The 25,057-nt window shown below is 70.7% G+C and carries 33 protein-coding genes; 10 read left to right on the forward strand and 23 right to left on the reverse strand.

From position 1 onward, the window contains the following. Nucleotides 1-40 precede the first annotated feature (40 nt). The 8 genes from rpsQ to rplB all read right to left on the reverse strand — a co-directional run bounded on the left by rpsQ (nt 41) and on the right by rplB (nt 4,252). On the reverse strand, nt 41-271 hold the full coding sequence (gene rpsQ / locus K3554_RS14905) for a 30S ribosomal protein S17 (RefSeq protein WP_259941651.1): 231 nt from the start codon (nt 269-271) through the stop codon (nt 41-43). A gap of 1 nt (nt 272) precedes the next feature. Further along, on the reverse strand, nt 273-479 hold the full coding sequence (rpmC, locus tag K3554_RS14910; protein WP_259941652.1) for a 50S ribosomal protein L29: 207 nt from the start codon (nt 477-479) through the stop codon (nt 273-275). Between the two features lie 373 nt (nt 480-852). Further along, entirely contained in the window at nt 853-1,470 is a 618-nt protein-coding gene (locus K3554_RS14915; protein ID WP_259941653.1) for a TIGR02466 family protein, read from the reverse strand. A 96-nt stretch (nt 1,471-1,566) separates the two neighbouring features. Further along, nucleotides 1,567-1,992, reverse strand: coding sequence for a 50S ribosomal protein L16 (rplP, locus tag K3554_RS14920; RefSeq protein WP_259941655.1), 426 nt, complete (start codon nt 1,990-1,992; stop codon nt 1,567-1,569). Nucleotides 1,993-2,005: 13 nt separating this feature from the next. Further along, nucleotides 2,006-2,743 (reverse strand): 30S ribosomal protein S3, encoded by a 738-nt coding sequence (gene rpsC / locus K3554_RS14925; RefSeq protein WP_259941657.1) that lies wholly within the window; start codon nt 2,741-2,743, stop codon nt 2,006-2,008. Beyond that, entirely contained in the window at nt 2,743-3,123 is a 381-nt protein-coding gene (rplV, locus tag K3554_RS14930; protein WP_259941659.1) for a 50S ribosomal protein L22, read from the reverse strand. The genes rpsC and rplV overlap by 1 nt, the downstream gene beginning before the upstream one ends. Nucleotides 3,124-3,128: 5 nt before the next feature. Next, a complete protein-coding gene (rpsS, locus tag K3554_RS14935) occupies nt 3,129-3,407 on the reverse strand; it encodes a 30S ribosomal protein S19 (RefSeq protein ID WP_259941662.1) in 279 nt (92 codons plus the stop codon). A gap of 2 nt (nt 3,408-3,409) precedes the next feature. Further along, nucleotides 3,410-4,252: a 50S ribosomal protein L2 gene (gene rplB / locus K3554_RS14940; RefSeq protein ID WP_259941665.1), complete on the reverse strand. Its 843-nt coding sequence runs from the start codon at nt 4,250-4,252 to the stop codon at nt 3,410-3,412. 289 nt (nt 4,253-4,541) lie between these two features. On the opposite strand from rplB, the gene K3554_RS14945 reads away from it, so the two are divergent. Both K3554_RS14945 and K3554_RS14950 read left to right on the forward strand, forming a co-directional pair. Next, nucleotides 4,542-4,811, forward strand: coding sequence for a type II toxin-antitoxin system Phd/YefM family antitoxin (locus K3554_RS14945; RefSeq protein WP_259941667.1), 270 nt, complete (start codon nt 4,542-4,544; stop codon nt 4,809-4,811). Continuing rightward, nucleotides 4,792-5,058 carry a Txe/YoeB family addiction module toxin gene (locus K3554_RS14950; protein WP_259941669.1) on the forward strand — a complete coding sequence of 89 codons (267 nt, stop codon included), beginning with the start codon at nt 4,792-4,794 and terminating at the stop codon, nt 5,056-5,058. Before K3554_RS14945 ends, K3554_RS14950 begins: the two co-directional genes overlap by 20 nt. Nucleotides 5,059-5,117: 59 nt before the next feature. Here the strand turns inward: K3554_RS14950 and K3554_RS14955 are convergent, their stop codons facing one another. The 7 genes from K3554_RS14955 to K3554_RS14985 form a co-directional block, all read right to left on the reverse strand. Then, nucleotides 5,118-5,402 (reverse strand): 50S ribosomal protein L23, encoded by a 285-nt coding sequence (locus K3554_RS14955; RefSeq protein WP_259941671.1) that lies wholly within the window; start codon nt 5,400-5,402, stop codon nt 5,118-5,120. Then, the gene (gene rplD / locus K3554_RS14960; protein WP_259941673.1) at nt 5,399-6,016 is read right to left on the reverse strand and encodes a 50S ribosomal protein L4; all 618 of its coding nucleotides are present in this window, start codon (nt 6,014-6,016) and stop codon (nt 5,399-5,401) included. The genes K3554_RS14955 and rplD overlap by 4 nt, the downstream gene beginning before the upstream one ends. Next, entirely contained in the window at nt 6,013-6,891 is an 879-nt protein-coding gene (gene rplC, locus K3554_RS14965) for a 50S ribosomal protein L3 (protein ID WP_259941676.1), read from the reverse strand. The genes rplD and rplC overlap by 4 nt, the downstream gene beginning before the upstream one ends. Nucleotides 6,892-6,905: 14 nt before the next feature. After that, entirely contained in the window at nt 6,906-7,214 is a 309-nt protein-coding gene (gene rpsJ, locus K3554_RS14970; RefSeq protein ID WP_259941679.1) for a 30S ribosomal protein S10, read from the reverse strand. A 179-nt stretch (nt 7,215-7,393) separates the two neighbouring features. Then, nucleotides 7,394-7,984 carry a uracil-DNA glycosylase gene (locus K3554_RS14975; RefSeq protein WP_259941681.1) on the reverse strand — a complete coding sequence of 197 codons (591 nt, stop codon included), beginning with the start codon at nt 7,982-7,984 and terminating at the stop codon, nt 7,394-7,396. 219 nt (nt 7,985-8,203) lie between these two features. Next, nucleotides 8,204-9,379 carry an elongation factor Tu gene (tuf, locus tag K3554_RS14980; protein ID WP_259940969.1) on the reverse strand — a complete coding sequence of 392 codons (1,176 nt, stop codon included), beginning with the start codon at nt 9,377-9,379 and terminating at the stop codon, nt 8,204-8,206. 91 nt (nt 9,380-9,470) lie between these two features. Continuing rightward, nucleotides 9,471-11,822 (reverse strand): DNA topoisomerase IV subunit A, encoded by a 2,352-nt coding sequence (locus K3554_RS14985; protein ID WP_259941684.1) that lies wholly within the window; start codon nt 11,820-11,822, stop codon nt 9,471-9,473. A 149-nt stretch (nt 11,823-11,971) separates the two neighbouring features. On the opposite strand from K3554_RS14985, the gene K3554_RS14990 reads away from it, so the two are divergent. The 7 genes from K3554_RS14990 to K3554_RS15020 all read left to right on the forward strand — a co-directional run bounded on the left by K3554_RS14990 (nt 11,972) and on the right by K3554_RS15020 (nt 17,026). Continuing rightward, nucleotides 11,972-12,511: an SH3 domain-containing protein gene (locus tag K3554_RS14990; RefSeq protein ID WP_259941686.1), complete on the forward strand. Its 540-nt coding sequence runs from the start codon at nt 11,972-11,974 to the stop codon at nt 12,509-12,511. A 73-nt stretch (nt 12,512-12,584) separates the two neighbouring features. Further along, the gene (locus tag K3554_RS14995) at nt 12,585-13,403 is read left to right on the forward strand and encodes an SDR family oxidoreductase (RefSeq protein WP_259941689.1); all 819 of its coding nucleotides are present in this window, start codon (nt 12,585-12,587) and stop codon (nt 13,401-13,403) included. A gap of 8 nt (nt 13,404-13,411) precedes the next feature. Then, nucleotides 13,412-13,621, forward strand: a complete 210-nt coding sequence (locus tag K3554_RS15000) for a twin transmembrane helix small protein (RefSeq protein WP_259941691.1) — start codon at nt 13,412-13,414, stop codon at nt 13,619-13,621. Between the two features lies 1 nt (nt 13,622). Next, complete coding sequence (locus tag K3554_RS15005) at nt 13,623-14,195, forward strand: cob(I)yrinic acid a,c-diamide adenosyltransferase (RefSeq protein WP_259941693.1); 573 nt, start codon at nt 13,623-13,625, stop codon at nt 14,193-14,195. Nucleotides 14,196-14,397: 202 nt separating this feature from the next. Next, nucleotides 14,398-15,216 carry a hypothetical protein gene (locus tag K3554_RS15010; RefSeq protein ID WP_259941696.1) on the forward strand — a complete coding sequence of 273 codons (819 nt, stop codon included), beginning with the start codon at nt 14,398-14,400 and terminating at the stop codon, nt 15,214-15,216. Between the two features lie 125 nt (nt 15,217-15,341). Further along, nucleotides 15,342-16,100: an electron transfer flavoprotein subunit beta/FixA family protein gene (locus tag K3554_RS15015; RefSeq protein WP_259941699.1), complete on the forward strand. Its 759-nt coding sequence runs from the start codon at nt 15,342-15,344 to the stop codon at nt 16,098-16,100. After that, a complete protein-coding gene (locus K3554_RS15020; protein WP_259941702.1) occupies nt 16,100-17,026 on the forward strand; it encodes an electron transfer flavoprotein subunit alpha/FixB family protein in 927 nt (308 codons plus the stop codon). The genes K3554_RS15015 and K3554_RS15020 overlap by 1 nt, the downstream gene beginning before the upstream one ends. 70 nt (nt 17,027-17,096) lie before the next feature. Here the strand turns inward: K3554_RS15020 and K3554_RS15025 are convergent, their stop codons facing one another. Then, nucleotides 17,097-17,951 (reverse strand): DUF6473 family protein, encoded by an 855-nt coding sequence (locus K3554_RS15025; protein ID WP_259941706.1) that lies wholly within the window; start codon nt 17,949-17,951, stop codon nt 17,097-17,099. 210 nt (nt 17,952-18,161) lie between these two features. Here K3554_RS15025 and K3554_RS15030 point away from each other — a divergent pair, with 210 nt between their 5' ends. Further along, nucleotides 18,162-19,040, forward strand: a complete 879-nt coding sequence (locus K3554_RS15030) for a 3-hydroxybutyryl-CoA dehydrogenase (protein ID WP_259941709.1) — start codon at nt 18,162-18,164, stop codon at nt 19,038-19,040. Here the strand turns inward: K3554_RS15030 and K3554_RS15035 are convergent. The 7 genes from K3554_RS15035 to K3554_RS15065 all read right to left on the reverse strand — a co-directional run bounded on the left by K3554_RS15035 (nt 19,024) and on the right by K3554_RS15065 (nt 24,960). Further along, nucleotides 19,024-19,890, reverse strand: coding sequence for a lysophospholipid acyltransferase family protein (locus K3554_RS15035; protein WP_259941712.1), 867 nt, complete (start codon nt 19,888-19,890; stop codon nt 19,024-19,026). The genes K3554_RS15030 and K3554_RS15035 overlap by 17 nt on opposite strands. Nucleotides 19,891-19,919: 29 nt before the next feature. After that, nucleotides 19,920-20,189 carry an HPr family phosphocarrier protein gene (locus tag K3554_RS15040; RefSeq protein WP_259941713.1) on the reverse strand — a complete coding sequence of 90 codons (270 nt, stop codon included), beginning with the start codon at nt 20,187-20,189 and terminating at the stop codon, nt 19,920-19,922. 20 nt (nt 20,190-20,209) lie between these two features. After that, nucleotides 20,210-20,602 (reverse strand): PTS sugar transporter subunit IIA, encoded by a 393-nt coding sequence (locus tag K3554_RS15045; protein WP_259941715.1) that lies wholly within the window; start codon nt 20,600-20,602, stop codon nt 20,210-20,212. After that, the gene (rapZ, locus tag K3554_RS15050) at nt 20,599-21,495 is read right to left on the reverse strand and encodes an RNase adapter RapZ (protein WP_259941717.1); all 897 of its coding nucleotides are present in this window, start codon (nt 21,493-21,495) and stop codon (nt 20,599-20,601) included. The genes K3554_RS15045 and rapZ overlap by 4 nt, the downstream gene beginning before the upstream one ends. Before the next feature lie 109 nt (nt 21,496-21,604). Beyond that, a complete protein-coding gene (locus K3554_RS15055; RefSeq protein WP_259941719.1) occupies nt 21,605-22,048 on the reverse strand; it encodes an HPr kinase/phosphorylase in 444 nt (147 codons plus the stop codon). 487 nt (nt 22,049-22,535) lie between these two features. After that, nucleotides 22,536-24,233 carry a sensor N-terminal transmembrane domain-containing protein gene (locus K3554_RS15060; protein ID WP_409197323.1) on the reverse strand — a complete coding sequence of 566 codons (1,698 nt, stop codon included), beginning with the start codon at nt 24,231-24,233 and terminating at the stop codon, nt 22,536-22,538. 25 nt (nt 24,234-24,258) lie between these two features. Then, on the reverse strand, nt 24,259-24,960 hold the full coding sequence (locus K3554_RS15065) for a response regulator transcription factor (protein WP_259941723.1): 702 nt from the start codon (nt 24,958-24,960) through the stop codon (nt 24,259-24,261). Nucleotides 24,961-25,057 lie beyond the last annotated feature (97 nt).

Below are 25,057 nucleotides of genomic sequence, written 5' to 3' on the forward strand. Positions count from 1 at the left end.
GCCGGTGCCCCCAGGGTTTCGAATTAAGTGGGCGGCGCCGTTACTCGGCGATCGCCTCCCAGCGCTTGGTCTTGGACTTCGGCGCGCATTCCTGGATGCGGACCTGGTCGCCGACCTTGAACTGGTTCGTCTCGTCGTGGGCCCGGTACTTCTTGGACTTGCGGACCGTCTTGTGCAGCAGCGGGTGCTTGAAACGGCGCTCCACCGACACGGTGATCGTCTGGGCGTTGGCGTCGGAGGTCACGACGCCGGTGAGGATACGCTTGGGCATCTCAGGCCTCCGTCTCGGCGCCGCGCGCCTTCTCGTTGAGGATCGTCATCACGCGCGCCACGTCGCGGCGCACGGTGCGCATGCGCGCGGTGTTCTCGATCTGGTTCGTGGCCTGCTGGAAGCGGAGGTTGAAGGCCTCCTTCTTCAGCGCCGTGAGCTGCGTGCGCAGCTCGTCCGGGGTCTTGCCCCGCAGTTCCGTGGCGTCCATCGCCCTGTTCCTCTCGACATCACCGGAAGGCCCCTGTCGGGGTCACCCTTGGCCCGGTGGAGTTGGATGAGCGCGCCGCCTACCCGAGTGGCGCCCCCGCGGCAAGCGCTTTCTCGCAAGCGGCGTCCGCAGTGCGCCCGCGTGCCGCGGCGCTGTCGGCCACTCAGCCGCAGGGCGACCGCTTCCCCGGGGAAGCACACCTTGCGGTTTACAGCCCGGCGCGGATTTGCGAAGCGGCGGCCAGCCTCGGATCCGGCTCCGTGCGTGCCGTCGCGCCCGTGCCGGCTCATGTTCGCTTCGCCGCACCACCCCGCGGCGTGGCGAACGCCGCCTCCGGCCCCCCGCGGGGCTCGGGGGCGGCACCCCCGCCCTCTTACCCCCAGGCGTAGTTGAAGGAGACGCTGACGCGCTCCTCCTCGGACTGGTTCAGGGGCACCTCGTGGCGCAGCCACGACTCCCAAAGGAGCACGTCGCCCACCGCGGGCCGCGCGTAGTGGAACGCGCGCAGGTCCTCGGGCGCGTCCTTGGTCCGCACCGGCGCCGCCATCATCATCGGCAGCCGCGGATCCTCGAACCGGATCGCGCTCGCCCCCTCGGGCATGGCGACGTAGGTGGTGCCCGAGATCACCGCGTGCGGATGCAGGTGCCCCGAATGCGAGCCGCCCTCGGGCAGCACGTTGATCCAGATGTCCTCGAGCCGCAGGGGCTTCTCGCCCAGGTCCCAATGCAGGGCGCGCGCGAAGGCGGCGGCGTGGGCGTCGAGCGACTCCACCACCTGCGCGAAGATGGGAAAGCGCCAGCCGAGGTCGGTCAGCGAGGCGTAGGAGGTGTAGCCCGGAAAGGCATTCTCCTCGCACCAAGCCTGCCCGGCCTCGTCGTCCTCGGCGATTGAGAGGCAGGACGCCTCCAGCTCGGCCGGGTCGACGGGCGACCCAAAGTCGCTCAGGCGGGCGTGGTAGAGGGGCGTGGCGAAGAGGCGTGTGAGGGTCATGCGCTCCCCTACCCGCCTGCGCCGCATGCCGGCAAGCGGGGCGGAAACGCGAAGGGGGCGCCCGAAGGCGCCCCCCTGTGTCTCGTGCCAGTCGGCTCAGGCCGTCTGGTGCCAGTCCTCGCGCTGGACCGTGCGCGTCTTGATCGGCAGCTTCATGGCGGCGAGGCGCAGGGCCTCGCGGGCCACGGCGTCGGAGACACCGTCGATCTCGAACATCACCCGGCCCGGCTTCACCCGGCAGGCCCAGTAGTCGACCGAGCCTTTACCCTTACCCATCCGCACTTCGGTGGGCTTGGAGGTCACGGGCACGTCCGGGAAGATCCGGATCCAGACCCGGCCCTGACGCTTCATGTGACGCGTCATGGCCCGGCGGGCGGCCTCGATCTGGCGCGCGGTGACCCGCTCCGGCTCCACGGCCTTCAGGCCGTAGGTGCCGAAGTTGAGCGTCGCGCCACCCTTGGCCTCGCCGCTGATGCGGCCCTTGAACTGCTTGCGGAACTTGGTCCGTTTGGGTTGCAGCATCTATCTGTCCTCCCTACCGGCGCCGGTCGCCGCGGGGGCGATCGTCGCGGCGGCCGCCGGCACCGCGCGGGGCCGGGCCGTCCTGAAGTTCCTGCGCCTTGCGGTCGCGCGCGCTGGGATCGTGCTCCATGATCTCGCCTTTGAAGATCCAGACCTTGATCCCGATGATGCCGTAGGGCGTCGTCGCCTCGATGCCCGCGTAGTCGATGTCCGCCCGCAGGGTATGCAGGGGCACGCGGCCCTCGCGGTACCACTCGGTCCGCGCGATCTCGGCGCCGCCGAGACGGCCCGCGAGGTTCACCCGGATGCCGAGCGCGCCCATGCGCATGGCGTTCTGCACCGACCGCTTCATGGCGCGGCGGAACGAGACGCGGCGCTCGAGCTGCTGGGCGATGCTCTCGCCCACCAGGGCGGCGTCCAGCTCGGGCTTGCGGACCTCGACGATGTTGAGGTGCAGTTCGGAGTCGGTCAGCGCGGCGAGCTTCTTGCGGAGCGTCTCGATGTCCGCGCCCTTCTTGCCGATGATCACGCCCGGACGCGCCGTGTGGATCGTCACGCGGCACTTCTTGTGGGGGCGCTCGATGATCACGCGGGAGATGCCGGCCTGCTTGCACTCCTTCTCGATGAACTGGCGGATGCGCAGATCCTCGAGGAGCATGTCGCCGTAGTTCTTGGTGTCGGCGTACCAGCGGCTGTCCCAGGTCCGGTTGACCTGGAGCCGCATGCCGATCGGGTTGACCTTGTTACCCATTATGCCTGCTCCTCGACCTGACGGACGGTGATCGTCAGCTCCGCGAACGGCTTGACGATGCGGCCGAAGCGGCCGCGGGCGCGGGGGCGGCCCCGCTTGAGGGTGAGGTTCTTGCCCACCCAGGCCTCGGCGACGATCAGCTCGTCCACGTCGAGGTTGTGGTTGTTCTCGGCGTTGGCGACCGCCGACTGGAGACACTTGCGGACGTCGTCCGCGATGCGCTTCTTCGAGAAGGTGAGGTCGGCGATCGCCTTCTCCACCTTCTTGCCGCGGATCATGCCGGCCACGAGGTTCAGCTTCTGCGGGCTCGTCTTGAGCATGCGCAGCTTGGCCATCGCCTCGTTGTCCGCCACGCGGCGGGGATTCTTGTCCTTGCCCATGGCGATTACTTCCTCTTGGCTTTCTTGTCCGCGGCGTGACCGTAGTAGGTGCGCGTCGGGGAGTACTCGCCGAACTTCTGGCCGATCATGTCCTCGGAGACGTTCACGGGCACGTGCTTGCGACCGTTGTAGACGCCAAAGGTCAGTCCGACGAACTGCGGCAGGATGGTGGAGCGGCGCGACCAGATCTTGATCACGTCCGAGCGGCCCGACTCGCGGGCCTTCTCGGCTTTCTTGAGGACGTGGGCGTCGACGAACGGGCCCTTCCAGACGGAACGAGTCATGATCAGCGCCCCTTGCGCTTGGCGTGGCGCGAGCGGACGATCAGCTTCGACGACGCCTTGTTCTTGTTGCGGGTCCGCGCGCCCTTGGTCGGCTTGCCCCACGGGGTGACCGGATGACGGCCACCGGAGGTGCGGCCTTCGCCGCCGCCGTGCGGGTGGTCGATCGGGTTCATCACCACGCCCCGGACGCTGGGCCGCTTGCCCATGTGGCGGACGCGGCCCGCCTTGCCGAGGTTCTGGTTCGAGTTGTCGGGGTTCGACACCGCGCCCACGGTCGCCATGCATTCCTGACGCACGAGGCGGAGCTCGCCCGACGACAGGCGCAGCTGCGCGTAGCCGCCGTCGCGGCCCACGAACTGGGCGTAGGTGCCCGCCGCACGCGCGATCTGGCCGCCCTTGCCGGGCTTGAGCTCGACGTTGTGGACGATCGTGCCGATCGGCATGCCCGAGAACGGCATGGCGTTGCCCGGCTTGATGTCGGCGCGGGCCGAGGCGATCACCTGGTCGCCGATCCCGAGCCGCTGGGGCGCGAGGATGTAGGCCTGCTCGCCGTCGGTGTACTTCACAAGGGCGATGAAGGCGGTGCGGTTGGGATCGTACTCGATCCGCATCACCGCGCCGGTCACGTCGCGCTTGGCGCGCTTGAAATCGACGATCCGGTAGAGGCGCTTCGCCCCCCCGCCGCGGCGGCGCATCGTGATCCGTCCGGTGTTGTTGCGGCCCGCCTTCTTGGTCAGTCCCTCGGTGAGGGACTTGACCGGGCGGCCCTTGAACAGCTCCGAACGGTCGATCAGCACCAGCCCGCGCTGGCCCGGCGTCGTCGGCTTGTACGACTTGAGTGCCATTTGGCTGTCTTCCGTCTGCTTGCATCAGCGCCCATGGCGCCATCGGTATAGGGCCCCGCAGGTCCCCGGCTCGGGTCGCGCCGCCCCGGAGGGAAGCACAACGGCAAGGCCCCGGACGGGTCCGGGGCCTTGCGGATGGGGGCGTGTAGTGGGGGGACGGGACGGGGTCAAGGGTGGGTGAGCCGCTATCGGACCGCGTGGACCCGCGCCTGCCCGCCCCTTGCCGCGTGCGTCGCGGAAGCGTACATGTTTCTGTACCGACGCGCATCGCCCTTTCCGAGGACGCCCCATGGACATCGTCAGCTACACCGACGCCCGCAAGCACCTGAAGGCCGTCATGGACCGTGCCATCACCGACCGCACCGAGACGGTCGTCACCCGCGCAGGCCGCGAGGCCGTGGTGGTGGTCGGCAAGGAGGAGTGGGACGCCATCCAGACCACGCTCCACCTCCTGTCCTCGCCCGCGAACGCGGCGCGTCTGCGCGCGGCCGTGGGGCAGCTCGATGCCGGGGGCGGCGCGGAGCGGGAGCTGATCGACGGTGAAACTGCTCTTCGCTGACGGTGCCTGGGAGGACTACCTCCACTGGCACCGCACCGACCCGAAGCTCCTGCGGCGCATCAACGATCTGATTCGCGAGGCGCGCCGGACGCCGTTCGACGGCATCGGCAAGCCCGAGCCGCTGCGCGGCGACCTCTCGGGCTGGTGGTCGCGCCGCATCACCCGCGAGCACCGCATGGTCTACCGCGTCGCCGGCGAGGGCGACGCCCGGGCGCTGGAGATCGCCCAGCTCCGCTACCACTACTGAACGCGAAGGGGCCCCGCCGATCCCGGCGGGGCCCCCTGACCTTCCGACGTGCCGCAGGCTTACAGCCCCGTGGTCACGTCGATCGTGTTGCCCTCCTCGAGGGTCACGTAGGCCTTCTTCACGTCCTTGCGCTGGCCGGGGCGGCCGCGGAAGCGCTTGCGCTTGCCCTTGGTGATGGCGGTGTTCACCGCCCGCACCTTCACGCCGAACAGCTCCTCGACGGCCGCCTTGATGGTCGGCTTGTTGGCGTCGATCGCCACCTCGAAGACCACGGCGTTCTGCTCGGACGCCAGCGTCGCCTTCTCGGTGATGATCGGCTTTCGGATCACGTCGTAGGTGTTCATTTCAGCCGGGCCTCCAGAGCTTCGACACCCGCCTTGGTCAGCACGAGGGTCTCGCGCTTGAGGATGTCGTAGACGTTCGCGCCCTGGCTGGGCAGCACGTCCAGGTTGTCGAGGTTGCGCGCCGCCTGGGCGAAGTTCTCGTCCACCTGCGCGCCGTCGATGATGAGCGCGCGCTTCCAGCCGAGGTCGCGGACCTGGCGGGCCAGCGCCGAGGTCTTGCCCTCGGCGGCCGTGTTCTCGATCACGACCAGCCGGCCCTCGCGGGCCTTGGCGGACAGCGCGTGCATCAGGCCCATGCGCCGCACCTTCTTGGGCAGCTCGTGCCCGTGGGAGCGGGGCGTGGGGCCCTTGTAGACGCCGCCCTTGCGGAAGATCGGCGCCTTGCGCGAGCCGTGGCGGGCGCCGCCCGACCCCTTCTGGCGGACGATCTTCTTGGTCGAGTAGCTAACCTCGGAGCGCGTCTTGACCTTGTGGGTGCCGGCCTGCGCGTTGTTGCGCTGCCAGCGCACCACGCGGTGCAGGATGTCGGTGCGGGGCTCGTGGCCGAACACCTCGTCCGCCAGCTCGATCGAGCCGGCGCTGGCGCCGTCCAGAGTGATGACGTCGAGTTTCATGCGTCACCTTCCTTCTTCTCGGGGGTGGCGTCGGAGTTGTCGGTGTCCGCCTTCTCCTCGGCGATCTCCGCCTGGGCTTCCTTCAGCGCGGCCTCCTGCGCGGCGGCCTCCTCGGCCAGACGCGCCTCCTCGGCGGCCCGGGCCTCGGCCTCGGCGGCCGCGGCGGCCTCCTCGGCGGCCTTGGCGGCCTCGCGCTTCGCCGACATCAGGGCGGCGGGCACGATGGCGCTCTCGGGGAACGGCTTCTTCACGGCGTCCTTCACCGTGACCCAGCCGCCCTTGGAGCCGGGAACGGCGCCCTTGACCATGATGAGCCCGCGGTCGGTGTCCGTGCGGACCACCTGCAGGTTCTGCGTGGTCACCCGCGCGGCACCCATGTGGCCGGCCATCTTCTTGCCCTTGAACACCTTGCCGGGGTCCTGGCACTGGCCGGTGGAGCCGTGGGAGCGGTGGCTGATCGACACGCCGTGCGATGCGCGCAGGCCGCCGAAGTTCCAGCGCTTCATGGCGCCCTGGAAGCCCTTGCCGATCGAGGTGCCGGTGACGTCGACGTACTGGCCCTCGAAGTAGTGGTCGGCGATGATCTCCTCGCCCACCGGGATCATGGCATCCGCGTCGACGCGGAACTCCACGACCTTGCGCTTGGGCTCCACGCTGGCAGCCGAGAACACGCCGCGCATCGCCTTCGACGTGCGCTTGGCCTTCGCGGTGCCGGCGCCGAGCTGCACGGCGGTGTAGCCGTGCTTGTCGTCGCTGCGCTGGCCGACGACCTGGAGGGCGTCGAGTTGCAGGACGGTGACGGGGATCTGGCGCCCGTCTTCCTGGAAGAGGCGGGTCATGCCGACCTTCTTCGCGATCACTCCGGAACGAAGCATGGTGCGACCTCCCCTCAGACCTTGATCTCGACGTCCACGCCGGCGGCGAGGTCGAGCTTCATCAGCGCGTCCACCGTCTGGGGCGTGGGGTCGACGATGTCGAGCAGGCGCTTGTGGGTGCGGATCTCCCACTGGTCGCGGCTCTTCTTGTCGATGTGCGGGCCGCGCAGCACGGTGAAGCGCTCGATCTTGTTGGGCAGCGGGATCGGCCCGCGGACCTGGGCTCCGGTGCGCTTGGCGGTGCTCACGATCTCCTGCGTGCTGCTATCGAGCACGCGGTAGTCGAACGCCTTGAGCCGGATGCGGATGTTCTGGCTTTTCATGGGTGTCGCCTGACAGGACGGCCGCGCGCCGATGGGGCGCCAGGGCCGTCGTTCGAGTCGAGAGGAGGGCGGCGGCTCATCCGGCGCCCTCGTCGGACCCTGACGGAAAACGGGGGCCGCTGGGCGGCCCCGTCCGTGGATGGGCGCCCTTAGACCGCGCGGACGGGGCGCGCAAGGGCTCAGCGCAGACTTCGCGCGGCCTCGGCCCAGATCGCGGGGATCGCCGCCCAGAGCGCGGGGCGCGCGGCCCGGACCTGTCCGCTCGGATGGGCGGACGTGGCGAGGTGCAGCCCCCGCCCCTCGAGCATCCCGCGTGCGCGCTCGGCCTGCCGCCCCACCATCACCGTGACCCGGAGCCGAGGCAGGAGGGCGAGCGTGGCGGGCAGCGCGGCCAGCCCGCGTGCGCGCTCCGCCGCGGTGAAGCGGATGGTGCCGTTCCAGAACGGGACCGTGTTCCAGATCGCCACGTCGGCGCGGGCGATCCCGGCCTCGCCGAGGAAGCGCCGGACGGCCGCGGCGGTGGGATCGGGGTTGTCCTGCGACACGAAGCCGGTGCGCGCGGCGCCGGGACCGGGCTTCTCCATCAGCAGGAGGAGGCGCGCGCCGGTGCCTCCGTCGAGCGGGTCGAAGTCGGGCACCGCATCGCCGGGCAGCCCCTCGCGCCGCAGCTTCTCCGCGTGCCGCGCCAGGGGGGCTGCATGGGACAGGCCGAGAAGTGTGCGGCGGCGCTCGGCCTCGGCGGGATCGGCGAGGTTGGGGGGACTGGGCATTCCGGAGAGGTAGGGTGCGTCTGCTACGCGGTCACGAATGCTGAAAGGGCCGCCCCTTTCGGGACGGCCCTTCGTTGTGCCTGGCGGCGACCGGGTGGCTCTCGGGAGGGTGCTTGCGCACCCCCCTGCCGCCTCGCCCGCGTCCACCTCACGTGGCAAGGCCCCCGTGCGGGGGCCTTGCACTGCCGGGGTGGGCAGACTTCGCTTCGCGAAGTCGCCCTATTCCACGATCTTCGACACCACGCCGGCGCCGACGGTGCGGCCGCCCTCGCGGATGGCGAAGCGCAGGCCCTGCTCCATGGCGATCGGCGCGATCAGCTCGACGTTGAACTTCAGGTTGTCGCCCGGCATCACCATCTCGGTGCCCGAGGGAAGCTCCACCGTGCCCGTCACGTCCGTGGTGCGGAAGTAGAACTGCGGACGGTAGTTCGCGAAGAACGGCGTGTGGCGGCCGCCCTCCTCCTTCGTCAGGATGTAGGCCTCGGCCTCGAACTTCGTGTGCGGCTTCACCGAGCCGGGCTTGCACAGGACCTGCCCGCGCTCCACGCCCTCGCGGTCGATGCCGCGCAGCAGCGCCCCGATGTTGTCGCCCGCCTCGCCGCGGTCGAGCAGCTTGCGGAACATCTCCACGCCCGTGCAGGTCGTGGTCTTGGTGTCGCGGATGCCCACGATCTCGATGCTATCGCCCACGTTGATCACGCCGCGCTCGACGCGCCCCGTCACCACCGTGCCGCGGCCCGAGATCGAGAACACGTCCTCGATCGGCATCAGGAACGGCTGGTCCACGGCGCGCTCGGGCGTCGGGATCCACTCGTCCACGGCCTCCATCAGCGCGCGGATCGAGTTCTCGCCGATCGCCTCGTCGCGGCCCTCCATCGCGGCCAGGGCCGAGCCCTTCACGATCGGAATGTCGTCGCCGGGGTAGTCGTAGGACGACAGCAGCTCGCGGATCTCCATCTCGACGAGCTCGAGCAGCTCCTCGTCGTCGACCTGGTCCACCTTGTTCATGTAGACGACCATGGTCGGGATGCCGACCTGGCGCCCCAGCAGGATGTGCTCGCGCGTCTGCGGCATCGGGCCGTCGGCCGCGTTCACCACCAGGATCGCGCCGTCCATCTGCGCGGCGCCCGTGATCATGTTCTTCACGTAGTCGGCGTGGCCGGGGCAGTCGACGTGCGCGTAGTGGCGCTTGTCGGTCTCGTACTCCACGTGCGCGGTCGAGATCGTGATGCCGCGCGCCTTCTCCTCGGGCGCGCCGTCGATCTGATCGTAGGCCCGGAAGTCGCCGAAGTACTTCGTGATCGCCGCCGTCAGCGTCGTCTTGCCGTGGTCCACGTGGCCGATCGTGCCAATGTTCACGTGCGGTTTGGTCCGTTCGAACTTCGCCTTCGCCATGCCGGGCCCCATTCTGCGATTGGGGCCCCGCAGGGCCCCGTGTTGAATATCGCGCGCCTCCTACCCACCGGGGGGAGCGAGCGCAAGACCGTCAGCCCGCCGGCTCGGCGGCCGCGGGCGGCGGCGCGAAGCGGTTGTCCCGCGGAAAGCCGCGCGGCGCCATGCGTCCCGCCTGCCCGCGCGTGCCTACCCAGTCCGAGAGGTCGGTCTGGTGGCGGGTGCGCCCCGCGGGGTCGAGCCACTTGAGCCCCTCCTCCAGCGCGATCACGGCCAAGTCCGACAGCCCGCCGTCGCGGAAGCGCTGCATCCGCACCCCCTTGCCGCGCGGCATCTCAGGCAGCTCGGCGAGCGGGAACAGCAGCATCTTGCGGTTCTCGCCGACGCAGGCGACGTGGTCGCCCCGCGCTTCCACGGGAACCATGGCCCGCACATCGCCGCGCAGGTTGAGCACCTGCTTGCCCGCGCGCTTCGAGGCGATCAACTCGTCCTCGGGCACCACGAAGCCGTCGCCGGCGGTGGAGGCGACCACGAGGCGCCGCCCCGGAACGTGGACGAACATCGCCACGATCTCGGCCTCCTGCGGCATGTCGGCCATCAGGCGCAGCGGCTCGCCCATGCCGCGCCCGCCGGGCAGGTTCGAGGCCGGTACCGTGTAGGCGCGCCCGTTCGAGGCCCAGACGACCAGCCGGTCCGTGGTCTCGGCGTGGAACGCGAGGTGGGGGCCGTCGCCGTCCTTGAACTTCAGCTCCCGGTCCAAGGCCTTGTGCCCCGTCAGCGCCCGCACCCAGCCCATGCGCGAGAGCACCACCGTGATCGGCTCGCGGTCGATCATGGCCTCGAGCGGCACCTCCTCGACGGCGGCGGCCTCCTCGATGGTGGTGCGGCGCGCGCCCAGCGGCGTGCCCTTGCCGAAGCGCTTGCGCACCTCGCGCAGCTCGGCCGAGATCGCCTTCCACTGGACGCCCTCGTTCTCCAGCAGGTCCTCCAGCCCGGCCCGCTCCTCCATCAGCGCGTCGCGCTCCTTCAGGAGGGCCAGCTCCTCCAGCCGGCGCAGGGCGCGCAGGCGCATGTCGAGGATCGCCTCGGCCTGCACCGCCGAGAGGTCGGGATCGCGCTCCGTGGGCAGCGGCGAGCGGTAGTCGGCCTCTGAGGTGGCGCGCGGGCGCGGCGCGCCCCAGTCCTCGTGCATCAGCGCAGCCTTGGGCGCGTCGTCGTAGCGGATGATGTCGATCACCCGGTCGAGGTTCAGGTAGGCCACGATGAACCCCTCCAGCACCTCCAGCCGATGGTCGATCTTGGCCATGCGGTGGCGCGAGCGGCGCAGCAGCACCTCGCGGCGGTGATCGAGGAAGGCGCGCAGCACCTCGCGCAAGCTGCAGACCTTGGGCGTCACGCCGTCGATCAGCACGTTCATGTTCAGCGAGAACCGCGTCTCGAGGTCCGAGAGGCGGAACAGCGTCGCCATCAGCGTCTCGGGCACCACCGTGCGGGCGCGCGGCTCGAGCACGATGCGGATGTCGTCGGCGCTCTCGTCGCGCACGTCCGCCAGGATGGGCACCCGCTTGGTCTGGATCAGGTCGGCCAGCTTCTCGATCAGCTTGCCCTTGGCGACCTGGTAGGGGATCTCGGTGACCACGATCTGCCACTGGCCCTTGCCCAGGTCCTCGACCTCCCAGCGGCAGCGCAGGCGGAAGGCGCCGCGCCCCGTCCGGTAGGATTCGAGGATCGAGGCGGGCGGCTCGACCATCACGCCCCCGGTGGGGAAGTCGGGGCCGGGGATCAGCCCCGCCAGCACCTCGTCCGAGACGTTCGGCGACTTGATCAGGCGCAGGCAGCCCTCGATCAGCTCGTCCATGTTGTGGGGCGGGATGTTGGTAGCCATGCCCACGGCGATGCCCGCCGCGCCGTTGGCCAGGAGGTTCGGGAAGGCCGCCGGCAGCACCACCGGCTCCTGCAGGGTGCCGTCGTAGTTGTCGCGCCAGTCCACGGCGTCCGCTTCCAGCCCCGCCAGCAGCGCCTCGGCGGCCGCGGTCATGCGCGCCTCGGTGTAGCGCGAGGCGGCCGGGTTGTCGCCGTCGACGTTGCCGAAGTTGCCCTGCCCGTCCACCAGCGGGTAGCGCACCGCGAAGTCCTGGGCGAGGCGCGCCATGGCGTCGTAGATCGCGGCATCCCCGTGGGGATGGTAGTTGCCCATCACGTCGCCCGAGATCTTGGCCGACTTGCGGAAGCCCCCGGTGGACGAGAGCCGCAGCTCGCGCATCGCGAACAGGATGCGCCGGTGCACGGGCTTCAGCCCGTCGCGCGCGTCGGGCAGCGCGCGGTGCATGATCGTGGAAAGCGCGTAGGTCAGGTAGCGCTCGCCGATGGCCTGCGCCAGCGGCTCGGAGACGACGGCGTGCGGGCCGCCGGTGCCCTTCGGGCCGGTGTCTTTCGGATTGGTCATCGCGCGGACTTAGAGGGGGGAAGCGTTTGCAGCAAGAACGTGGAAGAAAGAGCGTATAGTAGGCGGACGATTGTTTTCGCGGGGAACCAACTGCCGGGTTGCCCGCGTTGGTAGAGCAGCACAGCCAAGCTGCATTCTGGGGACGAGACATGTTTCGATTGACCTTCACGCTCGCCGCGGCGCTTTACGCCGGATTCGTGATCTGGGGCGACCCCGATCAGCTCGCGGAGGAGCGTGCGCCCGCCCCCGTGATCCTCGCCGAGAACGCGGCCCCGGACGGCCCCGTCGTGCTGGAGACCAACGCGTCGAGCCGTGCGCAGGTCACGCGCGACGCCGCCGCGGCGCCCGCCGCCGCCCTGATCGCCGCCGCCGCGCCCGCCCCGGCCGACACCTTCTCGCAGCCCGCACTGATCGGCGAGCCCAAGCGCGTGTCGCTGGTCGAGCCGGCCGCGACCCCGGTCGCCGTGACGACCGCGTCGGTGGACGGCGTCGAGGGCCTGATGAAGGTCTCGGGCAGCCGCGTGAACCTGCGCTTGGGCCCCTCCACGGGCAACGGCGTGGTCGACAGCCTCGTGCGCGGCACGCTGGTCGAGCAGATCGGCGATCCGGTGAACGGCTGGGTCGAGCTGCGCGACGTGGCGACGGGCGCCACCGGCTACATGGCCGCTCGCTTCCTCGAGCCGGCGTAAGCCGCCGCGAACCGATCACGACACGACATGACGGGGGCGCCTGCGGGCGCCCTTCGCGTGCGCGGAGACCCCCATGCGGACCATCCTCATCACCGGCTGCTCCTCGGGCATCGGCCACCACGCCGCGCACGCCATGAAGGCCCGCGGCTGGCGCGTGTTCGCCGCTTGCCGCCGCGAGGCCGACTGCGAACGCCTGCGCGCCGAGGGGCTGGAGAGCCCGCGCATCGACTACGAGGCGCCTGACACCATCGAGACCGGATTGGCGGAGGTGCTGGCGGCGACCGGGGGCCGGCTGGATGCGCTGTTCAACAACGGCGCCTACGCGATCCCGGGCCTCGTGGAGGATCTGCCCACCGACGCCCTGCGCGCGATCTTCGAGGCCAACTTCTTCGGCTGGCACGACCTCGCCCGCCGCGTGATCCCGGTGATGCGGGCGCAGGGCCACGGGCGGATCGTGCAGAACTCCTCCGTGCTCGGCTTCGCCGCCATGCCGTGGCGCGGCGCCTACAACGCGACCAAGTTCGCGCTCGAGGGCCTGACCGACACGCTGCGCCTCGAGATGCGCGGCACCGGCATCCACGTGGTGCTGATCGAACCGGGCCCCATCACCTCGCGCTTCCGCGCGAACGCGCGTCTCCAGTTCGAGCGCTGGATCGACTGGGAGGCCTCGGCGCGGCGCGAGGACTACCGCGCCCAGATCCGGCGCTTCGAGCAGACCGGCACGGATCGCTTCGAGCTGGGGCCGGAGGCGGTGACCGCAAAGCTGGTCCACGCGGTTGAGGCCGCCCGCCCGCGCCCCAGATACTACGTCACGGTGCCCACCCATCTCGGCGGCGCACTCCGACGCATCCTTCCGACCCGCGCCCTCGACGCGGTGTTCGCCCGAAACTGAGGACATCCATGGCCGACGATCCCCTTTTCCTCGTGGTGGCGGGCGCCTGCCTCGTCGTGCTGCTGATCCTGCTGACCGGCATCGGCGGCTTCGCCAAGGGCGGCGACTTCAACCGAAAGTACGCCAACAAGCTGATGCGCTGGCGCGTGATCGCGCAGTTCGTGGCCGTGCTCCTGCTGCTCGGCTTCGTGTGGCTGCGCGCCGGGTCGGGCTCCTGACATGGTCGTCCTGAGCAAGATCTACACCCGCACCGGCGACGGCGGCACCACGGCGCTCGGCGACGGCTCCCGCGTCTCCAAGACCGCGCTGCGCGTGGAGACGTATGGGACCGCCGATGAGACCAACGCCGCCGTGGGCATGGCCCGCCTCCACGCCGAGGGCGACATGGACGCGGCCCTCGCCCGCATCCAGAACGACCTCTTCGACCTCGGCGCCGACATGTGTCGCCCCGCCCCCTCGCAGGACGGCGCCGCCGAGTACGCGCCCCTGCGCATGACCGCCGAGCAGGTCGACCGGCTCGAGCGCGAGATCGACGCGATGAACGACGCGCTCGAGCCGCTGCGCTCCTTCGTGCTGCCGGGCGGCTCGGCGCTGGCCGCGCACCTGCACCTGTGCCGTACCGTCTCGCGCCGCGCCGAGCGCCTCGCCGTTGCGCTGGCGGCCGAGGAGGAGGTCACCGAGGCCGCCGTGCGCTACCTCAACCGCCTTTCGGACTGGTTCTTCGTCGCCTCGCGCATCGCCAACGACGACGGCCGCGCCGACGTGTTGTGGGTTCCGGGGGCGAACCGCTGAGGCGGGCGGCGGCGGGGCCGCCACGGCGCGGCGACGCGACCCGGCACGGGAAACGACGCGCCCCATTCTAGTCGAATTGATCTCGAACCCGACACGGAAGCTCCGCCGCGCGGGCCCGCGCGCGCCGAACCGCCGCCATGCGGCATCGCCACTCTCCGACCGAACGCGGGCGCCCACGGCGCCTTCCATCGGAGACGTCGCCATGCCCGACCAACCCCTCGCCCCCGTGGCCATGTTCTGGACGAACGCGCCGCTCTCGTTCGTCGAGCGCCTGTGCATCCAGTCCTTCCTCGACGTCGGCCACCCCCTGACGATGTACAGCTACGAGCCCGTGGACGGCCTGCCGGACGGCGTGGAGGCGCGCGACGCGCGCGAGATCATGGCCTGCCCCGACGAGATCCCGACCCACGAGCGGACCGACAGCCCGGCCCTGTTCTCGGACGTCTTCCGCTACCGCCTGCTGCGCCGGCGCCCGGGGGTGATCTGGTCCGACACCGACGCCTACTGCCTGCGCCCGTTCCGGCCCGTGGACGGCTACCTGTTCTCCTGGGACGATGCCGAGCGCAAGACGGTGGCCAGCGGCGTGCTGGCGATGCCCGCGGACAGCCCTGCCCTGCGCGAGCTGAACGCCTGGGCCGCGGACCCCGAGGCGGTGCTGCCCTGGCTGCCGCCGCGCATCCTCGCCCAGGCCCTTCGCCGGAAGCGCGACGGCGACCCCATGACCGCCTCCGAGATGCCGTGGGGGGCGCTGGGGCCGCAGGCGCTGACCTGGGAGCTCCGCCAGTCGAAGGAGATCCGCTACGCCCTGCCCTCCGAGGTGCTCTACCCAGTGCACTACAGCGAGCGCGGCCGCTACTTCCGCCGCGCCCGCCTGACCTGGCAGGCCTGCACGCCCGCTACCCAGTCGATCCACTTCTACGGGCGCCGGGTGCGCGACCGGCTGGCGACCTACCACGACGGCGTGCCGCCGAAGGGCACCATCCTCGATCGCCTCGCGTCGCGTCACGGCATCGCTGCCTAAGCCTCCCAGCCGCGTGACGCGCACGTAAGGACATTGCGTCATCGCCCGCCCCTGCGTCGTTTTTCGCCTGTCGCGCCTCGGGTGCCTCCGGTATCCGTCGCGCGACAGACGGAGGAGACTGCGACATGAAGGTGCTGGTACCCGTGAAGCGGGTGATCGACTACAACGTGAAGGTCCGCGTGAAGGCGGACGGATCGGGCGTGGACCTCGCCAACGTGAAGATGTCCATGAACCCCTTCGACGAGATCGCCGTCGAGGAGGCCATTCGCCTGAAGGAGAAGGGCGCCGCCGAGGAGGTGATCGCCGTCTCGATCGGCGTGAAGCAGAACCAGGAGACGCTGCGGACCGCCCTCGCGATGGGCGCCGACCGTGCGATCCTCGTGATCGCCTCCGAGGACGTGCACCAGGACATCGAGCCCCTCGCGGTGGCCAAGATCCTCAAGGCCGTGATCGACGAGGAGCAGCCGGGGCTCGTGCTGGCCGGCAAGCAGGCCATCGACAACGACATGAACGCGACTGGCCAGATGCTCTCCGCCCTCCTGGGCTGGAGCCAGGCCACCTTCGCCTCGAAGCTGGAGATCGAGGGCGACCACGCCTCGGTGACCCGCGAGGTGGACGGCGGCCTGCAGACCATCAAGGTGAAGATGCCCGCCATCGTCACTGTGGACCTGCGCCTCAACGAGCCGCGCTACGCCTCCCTGCCCAACATCATGAAGGCCAAGAAGAAGCCCCTCGATGAGAAGACGGCGGCCGACTACGGCGTCGACGTCGCGCCGCGGCTGGAGATCGTGAAGACCTCGGAGCCCGAGACGCGCAAGGCCGGCGAGATGGTGGCCTCGGTCGACGAGTTGGTGGCGAAACTCAAGGAAGCGGGGGCGGTCTGATGGCGGTTCTTCTGATCGCGGAAGTCACGAACGGCGAGCTGCAGGCGGACGCGACCGCCAAGGCGCTGACCGCTGCCAAGCAGCTCGGCGACGTCACGGTGCTCTGCGCCGGCGCCTCGGCGCAGGCCGCCGGCGAGGCTGCCGCAAAGCTCGACGGCGTCTCGAAGGTGCTGGTCGCCGAGGACGCCTCGCTGGGCCACCGCCTGGCCGAGCCGACGGCCGCGCTGATCGCCTCGCTGGCGGGCGACTACGGCCACATCCTCGCGCCCTCCACCACGGACGCCAAGAACGTGATGCCCCGCGTCGCGGCCCTCCTGGACGTGATGGTGATGTCGGACGTCACCGCGATCGTCGACGCCGACACCTTCGAGCGCCCGATCTACGCGGGCAACGCGATCCAGACCGTGAAGTCGGCGGACGCGGTGAAGGTGATGACGATCCGCACCTCGACCTTCGACGCGGCCGGCGAAGGCGGCTCGGTTCCGGTCGAGACCGTCTCCGCGGCCGAGAACCCCGCGCTGTCGGAATGGGTCGAGGACAAGGTCGCCGAGAGCGACCGCCCCGAGCTGACCTCGGCGGGCATCGTCGTCTCCGGGGGCCGCGGCATCGGCTCCGAGGAGGACTTCGCGATGATCGAGAAGCTGGCCGACAAGCTGGGCGCCGCCGTGGGCGCGTCGCGCGCCGCGGTGGACTCGGGCTATGCGCCGAACGACTGGCAGGTGGGACAGACCGGCAAGGTGGTCGCTCCCGACCTCTACATCGCGGTCGGCATCTCGGGCGCGATCCAGCACCTCGCGGGCATGAAGGACTCGAAGGTCATCGTGGCCATCAACAAGGACGAGGAGGCGCCGATCTTCCAGGTGGCCGACTACGGCCTCGTGGCCGACCTCTTCACCGCCGTGCCGGAGCTGACCGAGAAGCTCTGACCGGCCCGTCCGGAACGGCGAAGGGCCCGCGTCCCCATGGGGAGGCGGGCCCTTCGCACGTTTGAGGGGGTCATGCGTCGTGCCGGCGGGCGGAGCGCGCCGGGGCCGGGCACCCGCGCAGCAGCGGCCCCACGGCGCGCACCAGCCGCTCGGCCACGAGGTCGTGGGCGACGGGCGGCAGCGCGTGGCGGGCGCTCTCGCGTTCCTCGGGAGCGAACTGCATCTCTTCGAGGTGCACGTCGTCGTACATCTCCCGTACGTCGCAGCGCACCTCCGCGTCGCAGCCCCGCATCACCGCCTCGATCATGGCATCCGTGACCCGCAGCGGGTCGTCCCCCTGCGCGGCGCCGCGCGTGCCCTCGATGTGCAGCAGCACGATGCGGTTCGGAATGCGGATCACGATCTCCTGCATGCGCGCGACCCAGGCGGCCTGCAGCTCGGCCACGAGCTGCGCGTAGGGAAACGCGCCGTGTCCGCGCAGCGCCGCCGTCATGTGGCGCGTAAACACGAAGTCGCTGAAGTCGGCCCGGCCGAACGTCTCGCGCATGAGCTTCGAGGGGCGCAGGAACCGGTCGTTGCGGCGCGGGTGCACGCGGTAGAAGCGGTTGGTGAGGTTGTGGAGGCCCAGGGTCTGCAGCACCGTCACTTCGGCCCGTGCGGCCATGGCGAGGATGCCCTCGCGCTCGCGCAGGATCACGTCGGCGCCGCCATTCTGCACCCCGAGGTTCGCCACCGGCATCGCCAGCGCGTGGCTCAGCGAGTGGGTGAACGGCTCGGCCACGTGACGCCCGGCGACCTCGGAGGCGCCGAGAACCGCCACGAAGGGCCCCTCCGGGTCGACCGCGGGGCCGCGGAACGCGAGCTTGCCCCCGGGAAGGCTCCAGGGAAGGGCGTCTCCGTCGATCCGGCGGGCATGGAAGGTCATGGCGATCCTCGCGATTCGGTGGCTCGCCTCCCTCATCGCGCGCAAGTCTTACCCATTCCTCAAAGGGTGGATTTGCACGAATGCAGTGCAGCATGGTCGCCGGCTTTGCACGATTGCGCTACGGCGGAACGCGCGCCTCCGCCCCCGCGCCTCCGCTTGCGACCCCCCCGCCCGCTGCTATGGTCCCGTCCGCACCGGAGGGGGACAGGCATGGAGATCGAGCGGATCGGCATCGTGGGCGCGGGGCAGATGGGCGGCGGGATCGCCCATGTCTGCGCGCTGGCAGGCTACGACGTGCTGATGACCGACGTGGGCCAGGAGGCCCTCGACGGCAGCCTCGCGCTCATCCGGCGCAACCTCGACCGGGCGGTGGAGCGCGGCAAGGTCGTGGCCGCGGACCGCGACGCCGCGCTGGGCCGCATCGCCACCACCATGACGCTCTCGGACCTCGGGCGCACCGACCTCGTGATCGAGGCGGCGACCGAGCGCGAGACCATCAAGCAGGCGATCTTCGAGGATCTGGTGCCGCACCTGCAGCCGCACACGATCCTCACCTCGAACACCTCGTCGATCTCGATCACGCGCCTCGCCAGCCGCACCGACCGGCCCGAGCGGTTCATGGGCTTCCACTTCATGAACCCCGTGCCGGTCATGCAGCTCGTGGAGCTGATCCGCGGCATTGCCACGGACGATGCCACCTTCACGGCCTGCAAGGGCGTTGTGGACCGCCTCGGCAAGCAGGCCGCCACCGCCGAGGACTTCCCGGCCTTCATCGTCAACCGCATCCTGATGCCGATGATCAACGAGGCGGTGTACACGCTCTACGAGGGCGTCGGCACCGTGACCTCGATCGACACCTCGCTGCGGCTCGGCGCGAACCATCCCATGGGGCCGCTGGAGCTGGCGGACTTCATCGGGCTCGACACCTGCCTTGCCATCATGAACGTGCTGCACGACGGGCTGGCGGACACCAAATACCGCCCCTGCCCGCTCCTGGTGAAGTACGTCGAGGCCGGCTGGCTGGGCCGCAAGACCCGGCGCGGCTTCTACGACTACCGCGGCGAGGGCGACCCTACGCCGACGCGCTGAGGCACCGCGCGCGCAGCCAGGCCGCGAAGCGCGTGGCGTTCGCGGCCTCGGGCGCCCAGGCCTCGGGCGGGATCGGCGCGCCGATCACGGGCGCCTGCGGGCGGTTCAGCGCATGCACCACCTCGTGCAGCAGCAGCCCCTGGCGCAGCACCGGCGAGACGAGCCCCGCCACCTGGTAGGCCCGGCTGTTGCACCCACTGAAGCGCACCGGCACCACCGTCGCCCCGCCCTCGCGTACGAGCTTGGCGGTGAACGCCGTCCAGGGCGCCTCGACCGCCTCGCCCCGCCACGTCCGCGCCGCGGCCACCGCACCGGCAGGGAACAGCGCCACCACCCCGCCGCGGCGCAGCTGGTAGGCCGCCCGCGCGCGCATCGCCATCATGCGGGCATGGGCGTCCGGGGCGTGGGGGAACGGCACCGGGATCACGAAGCGCTCGATCTCGGGCACGTCGCAGAGCAGGCTGCGGGTGAGGATGCGGTAGTCCTCGCGCCGACGCCCGATCAGCGCGGCCAGCACCATCCCGTCCACCAGCCCGTGGGGATGGTTCGCCACCACCACCACGGGGCCGCTCGCGGGAATATGCGCGAGCGCGGCCTCGTCGACCCGCAGCTCGATGCCCATGACGCGCAGCGCGTGGGACCAGAAGGCCTGCCCGCGCTCCACCCCCTCGCGCTCGAAGCGGCGGATCAGCGCGAGAAGGCGCCGCTTGCCGGTCATCCACTCCACGGCCCGGATCGCGCCCGCGCGCAGGGGGTCGTCGAAGGTGGCGGCGTAGCTGAGGGCCGCGCGGTCGTAGGGACGGTAGCCGGGGGTGCCGAGGGTCGGCCGGTCCGCGTCGGCCGCCGGCATCGCCGGCCCCCGGGGCGGTGCGAGGCGGCTCACATGCCCTCGCCGAACCGGTCGGCCACCAGCTCCCGCAGGGCCGCCATCAGCGCCTCCGCCTCCGAGCCGCCGGTCTCCACCTCGATCGTGGTGCCCCGGGCGGCGGCCAGCATCAGCAGCCCCATGATCGAATCGCCCGCCGCCTCCATGCCGTCGCGCAGCACCGTGGCGTGGGCGTCGAAGCGCTCCACGGTCTCCACGAACCGGGCCGAGGCCCGCGCATGGAGGCCCTTCTCGTTCACGATCTTCATGATCTCGCTCGGCATGCCGCCCCCGTCAGCGCGTGTCAGGCGGCAGGCCCGTGCGCGACGTCCATGTAGCGCGTGCCCGCGGCCTTGGCCAAGGCCACGGCCTCCGAGACGGGCTTCGCGCGGGAGCGGGCGAGCTTGATGAGGCTGGGCAGGTTCGCGCCGTAGAAGATGACGCGGTCGCGCGGCACGCAGGCCGGCAGGCTGAGGTTCGAGGGCGAGCCGCCGAACATGTCGGTCACCACCACCACGCCGTCGCCCGTGTCCACCGCATCGGCCGCATCGCAGATCTCGAGCTGCTTGGCGGAGCGGTCGTCGAAGGCCCCGACCGCCACCGCGCGCAGCCCCTCCTGCGGTCCCATGACGTGCTCGATCGCCCGGCGGTATTCCTCGGCCAAGCCCCCGTGAGCGACGATCACGATCCCGATCATTGCAGTCCTCGCGCCGGTCCGCGTCCACGGCGGTCCAGCTCCCTGTGACGAGTAGATACCCGCCACCCCGCTTCCGCAAGACGGGCCGCCAGTCTTTCCGTTACGGCAACGGAGCGGTGGCGCCCGCCGGTACAGCCGAAACCGATGGCGAGATGCGCGCGCCCCTCGTCGCGGTAGGCGGGCAGGAGCGAGAGGATCAGGTCCTCCACCCGGCGGAAGAAGCCGGCGAAGCGCTCGTCGCCGGCCACGTGCTCGGCGACGGGGGCGTCGCGCCCCGTCAGGCCCCGCAGCTCGGGCACCCAGTGGGGGTTGCGCAGGAAGCGCACGTCGAACGCCATGTCGAGCCCCCGCGGCATGCCGCGCTTGTAGCTGAACGACTGGAGCGAGAGCGCCAGCCGCCGGGTGTGCCCGTGCGCCAGCGTGGACTGCAGCTCCGCCTTCAGCTCGTGGATCGTCAGCGCGGTGGTGTCGATCACGATGTCGGCCTGCTCCAGGAGCGGGATCAGAAGGTCGCGCTCGCGCGCCACGCCGGTCTCGACGTCCTCGTCGGGCGCGAGGGGGTGACGGCGGCGCGTCTCGGAGAAGCGGGACACCAGCGTGTCGGGCGCGCAGTCGAGGTAGAGCAGGCGCACGATCCGGTCGGGATCCGAGCGCAGCCGCTCCACCAGCGCCTGCGCGGCGTCGATGCTGAAGTCCCGGTTGCGCACGTCGAGCCCGAGCGCGAGCGGGCGCCGGCCCTCGTCGCTCGCCAGCAGCGCGCCGATCAGCGAGAGCGGCAGGTTGTCGATCGCCTCGAAACCCACATCCTCCAGCGCGTGGATCGCGGTGGTGCGCCCGGCGCCCGAAGGGCCGGTCACGAGGATCAGGTCCGTGGAGTCGTGCTCGGACGGCATGGGGTCTCCGGGTCGCGGGGGTTCGTACCGCCAGATATGACGAAAGATCGGCGTGAATAAGGCCCCGCGCGGGTTCGTGATCGGATCGCGCGGAACCGATGCGCCGCGGTCACCCGGGACGATGCGCGGCCATCCAGATCAGCATCTTGGCAGCGGCGTCGAAGCGGTAGGGATGGCGCAGCAGCAAGACGTCGCGGCCGAGCACGGGGATCGTCTCCGGCTCCGGCAGGCGCGCGGGAGACGGCGCCAGCACCAGCACGGCAGCGAGCGGCGCGGCGGGGTGGAGCGGCACGGGCACGAGGCCGAGGCCGCGCAGTTCCATCGCCGCGGGGGCATCCGGCGGCGCGGCCACCACGGGAGGCACGCCGCGGCGGACGAGGCAGAGGTCGTCGGCGATCAACCCGGCGCCGCCCGCGATCATCTGCGCGGCGAGCCCGCTCTTGCCGGACCCCGAGGGCCCGCAGAGCAGCAGGGCGGCGCCATCCACGACGACGGCTGTGGCGTGGACCGAGAGGGTGTCGGGGTCGACGGCGTGGAAGCGGGGGAGGGTCATAGGACGGGATCGGGGGAGCAGGTTGCCGCGACGCATCCACGGCTTTGGTCGGTGCGCCGGGCGCGCGGGCGGTCGCGCATGTCCCCTGCCCGGCCACACGCGACTCTCGCGCCAGCGGCAGGTCGCAGGTCCGCCCAGCACGTTCCGGCACCCTTCGGCGGTGCGCTTAACCGATGCCGCTGCCAGCGCGCGCAACTACGCGGAACCCGGACGGATGCGATGCTCCGCGTGCTGCGTTCGGGCGCTGCGACCAAAGCCGGCCGCCACGATTTCATGGGAGAGATGAACCGTTCAGGGTAAGGGATCTCGCCTCGCGAGAACCGCTGGATAGGGAACCGCGATGCAGCGGACCGCAGGAGCGTTGCGGCACAGCGCCTTCCGTCCTGCGCGGACGAAGCGGGAGGAGTGAAACGAGTCCGTCGACCCGCCCCCGGGAGCACGCATCGAAGGACCAGGAGGACAGGCACGGACCGCCCGTGCCCCAAAATCAGACCGGCAGGCCGACCACGAAGCGGGCGCCGAGCGGGTCGGAGGTGACGTCGGCGTCGGTGGGGCGGATGTTCTCGGCCCAGATCACGCCGCCATGGGCCTCGATGATCTGCTTCGAGATCGCCAGCCCGAGGCCGGAGTGGTTGCCGAACTGCTGGACGGGGCGCTCGGAGTAGAAGCGGTTGAAGACCTTGGTCAGCGCCGCTTCGGGAATGCCGGGGCCGGTGTCCTCGACGACCACGAGCACGCGGTTGTCGCGGCGGCGCATCCAGACGCGCACGGCGTCGCCCTCCTCGCAGAAGCTGAGCGCGTTGGTGATGAGGTTCACGAAGACCTGCGCCAGACGACCCTCGAGCCCCATGATGGTGATGGGCTCGCGCGGCAGGTCGGTGATGAACTCGATCTCGTCCGCCTCGGCCTCGCCGGCGTGGTAGACGGTGAGGTTGCGCAGCATCTTCACCAGGTCGAACGGCTCCTCCTCCTCCTTCACGAGCTCCGAGTCGAGGCGTGACGCGTTGGAGATGTCGGAGACCAGCCGGTCGAGGCGCCGCACGTCGTGCTCGATCACCTCCAGGAGGCGGCCGCGCTGCTCGTCGGTCTTGGCGAGGCGCATGGTGCCCACGGCAGAGCGCAAGCTGGCGAGGGGGTTCTTGATCTCGTGGGCCACGTCCGCGGCGAACTGCTCGTTGGCGTCGATGCGGTCGTAAAGGGCTGCGACCATGCCGCGCAGGGCGCCGGACAGGCGGCCGATCTCGTCGGGGCGGGCCGTGAGGTCGGGGATGCGCACCCGCTGGGGCGACATCTTGCGGGCGTTCTTGTCGCGGCCCAACTCGGCGGCCGCGGCGAGGTCCGAGAGCGGGTTGGCGATGGTGGACGCCAGCAGGAGGCTGAGGCCGATCGAGACCATGAGCGCGATCACGAACATCTGGAGCAGCTGCTCGCGCTCGGCGCGTACCAAGCTGTCGATCACCCCGCCCGAGGTCGTCACGGCGATGGTGCCGATGGTGCCGTCGCCCAGGGGCGCGACCACGGTGAAGGCCTGACCTGCCTCGCCCTCGTGGCGGCGCACGAGCGTCTCGCCGGGGCGGGCGCCGAGCACGATGTCGCGGGCCACGGCGGCGTTCGAGGGCCGCTCGGGCGCGTCGCCCGACAGCAGGCCCGCGGCCCGCTCCCACACGCCGTTCAGGAGGCTCGTGAGAACGGTGGAGCGCTCGGCCACGGGGGCGAGGCCGCGCACGGGGGCCATGTCGGCGGTGCCGCGCGCGCCGGCGATCGGGCGGCCGGCGGGGTCGAAGACGCGAACCTCGACCGACGGGGGCAGCGCGACGGCGTCGAGCGCGGCCTGCACGCCCTCGGCGGCGGGCATCGTCGTCTCGAGGATGCGGGCGACGAGGCGCGCCTCGGTCACCAGCCCGCGCTCGCGCTGCGAGGCGAGGCTGTCGCGCGACGGGTTCAGGAACAGCACGCCCGCGACAAGCATGAGGATCGCGAGCAGGTTGAAGAGGATGATCTTGCGGGCGAGGGGCGAACGGTCGAGCGAGATGAGGCCGCGGCGGCGGCGCGCCGCGCTCAGCTCCTCCTCGGTGCCTTCCGGGCTCTCCCAGTCCTCGCCGAGCACGACGTCGGCGGCGCGCTTGCGCCAGCCGGTCGCGCCGGCGTCGGCGGAGCGCCGGTCGGGCGCCTCCAAGTCGGTCACGGAGGCCATCCCCCTGCCCTCCCGATCAGACTTCGTTGTAGCGGTAGCCGATGCCGTAGAGCGTCTCGATGGCCGAGAACTCGGGATCGACGGAGCGCATCTTCTTGCGCAGGCGCTTGATGTGGCTGTCGATGGTCCGGTCGTCCACGTAGACCTGATCGTCGTAGGCCACGTCCATCAGCTGGTCGCGCGACTTCACGAAGCCGGGCCGCTGGGCCAGAGCCTGGAGCAGCAGGAACTCGGTCACGGTCAGGGTCACGTCGCGCCCCTTCCACTTCACCGCGTGGCGCAGCGGGTCCATGGACAGTTCGCCGCGGATCATCACCTGCGTGTCCTCGGGCGTCTCGCCCTCGTCCGACGCGATGGCGTCCTGGCGGCGCAGGATGGCGCGGATCCGCTCCACCAGGAGACGCTGCGAGAAGGGCTTGCGGACGTAGTCGTCGGCGCCCATGCGCAGGCCGAGCACCTCGTCGATCTCGTCGTCCTTGGAAGTGAGGAAGATCACCGGGACGGAGGACTTCTGGCGCAGGCGCTGCAGCAGGTCCATGCCGTCCATGCGGGGCATCTTGATGTCGAACACGCCCAGATCCGGCAGCCGCCGGCTGAACGCGTCCAGGGCGGACTGCCCGTCGTTGTAGGTCTCGACCTCGAAGCCCTCGGCCTCAAGAGTCATGGAAACGGACGTCAGGATATTCCTGTCGTCGTCGACGAGTGCGATCCTCGACATGCTGGTGGTCCTCGTTGCCTGTTACTGCCGTCTTATTTTTTTCCCAACTTCCGCCTTCCCCTCGCGGGAAGCAACCATAATCGCGAATCACCCCAGC

The sequence above is a fragment of the Jannaschia sp. W003 genome (assembly GCF_025144335.1).
Classification (GTDB): Bacteria; Pseudomonadota; Alphaproteobacteria; order Rhodobacterales; family Rhodobacteraceae; genus Jannaschia.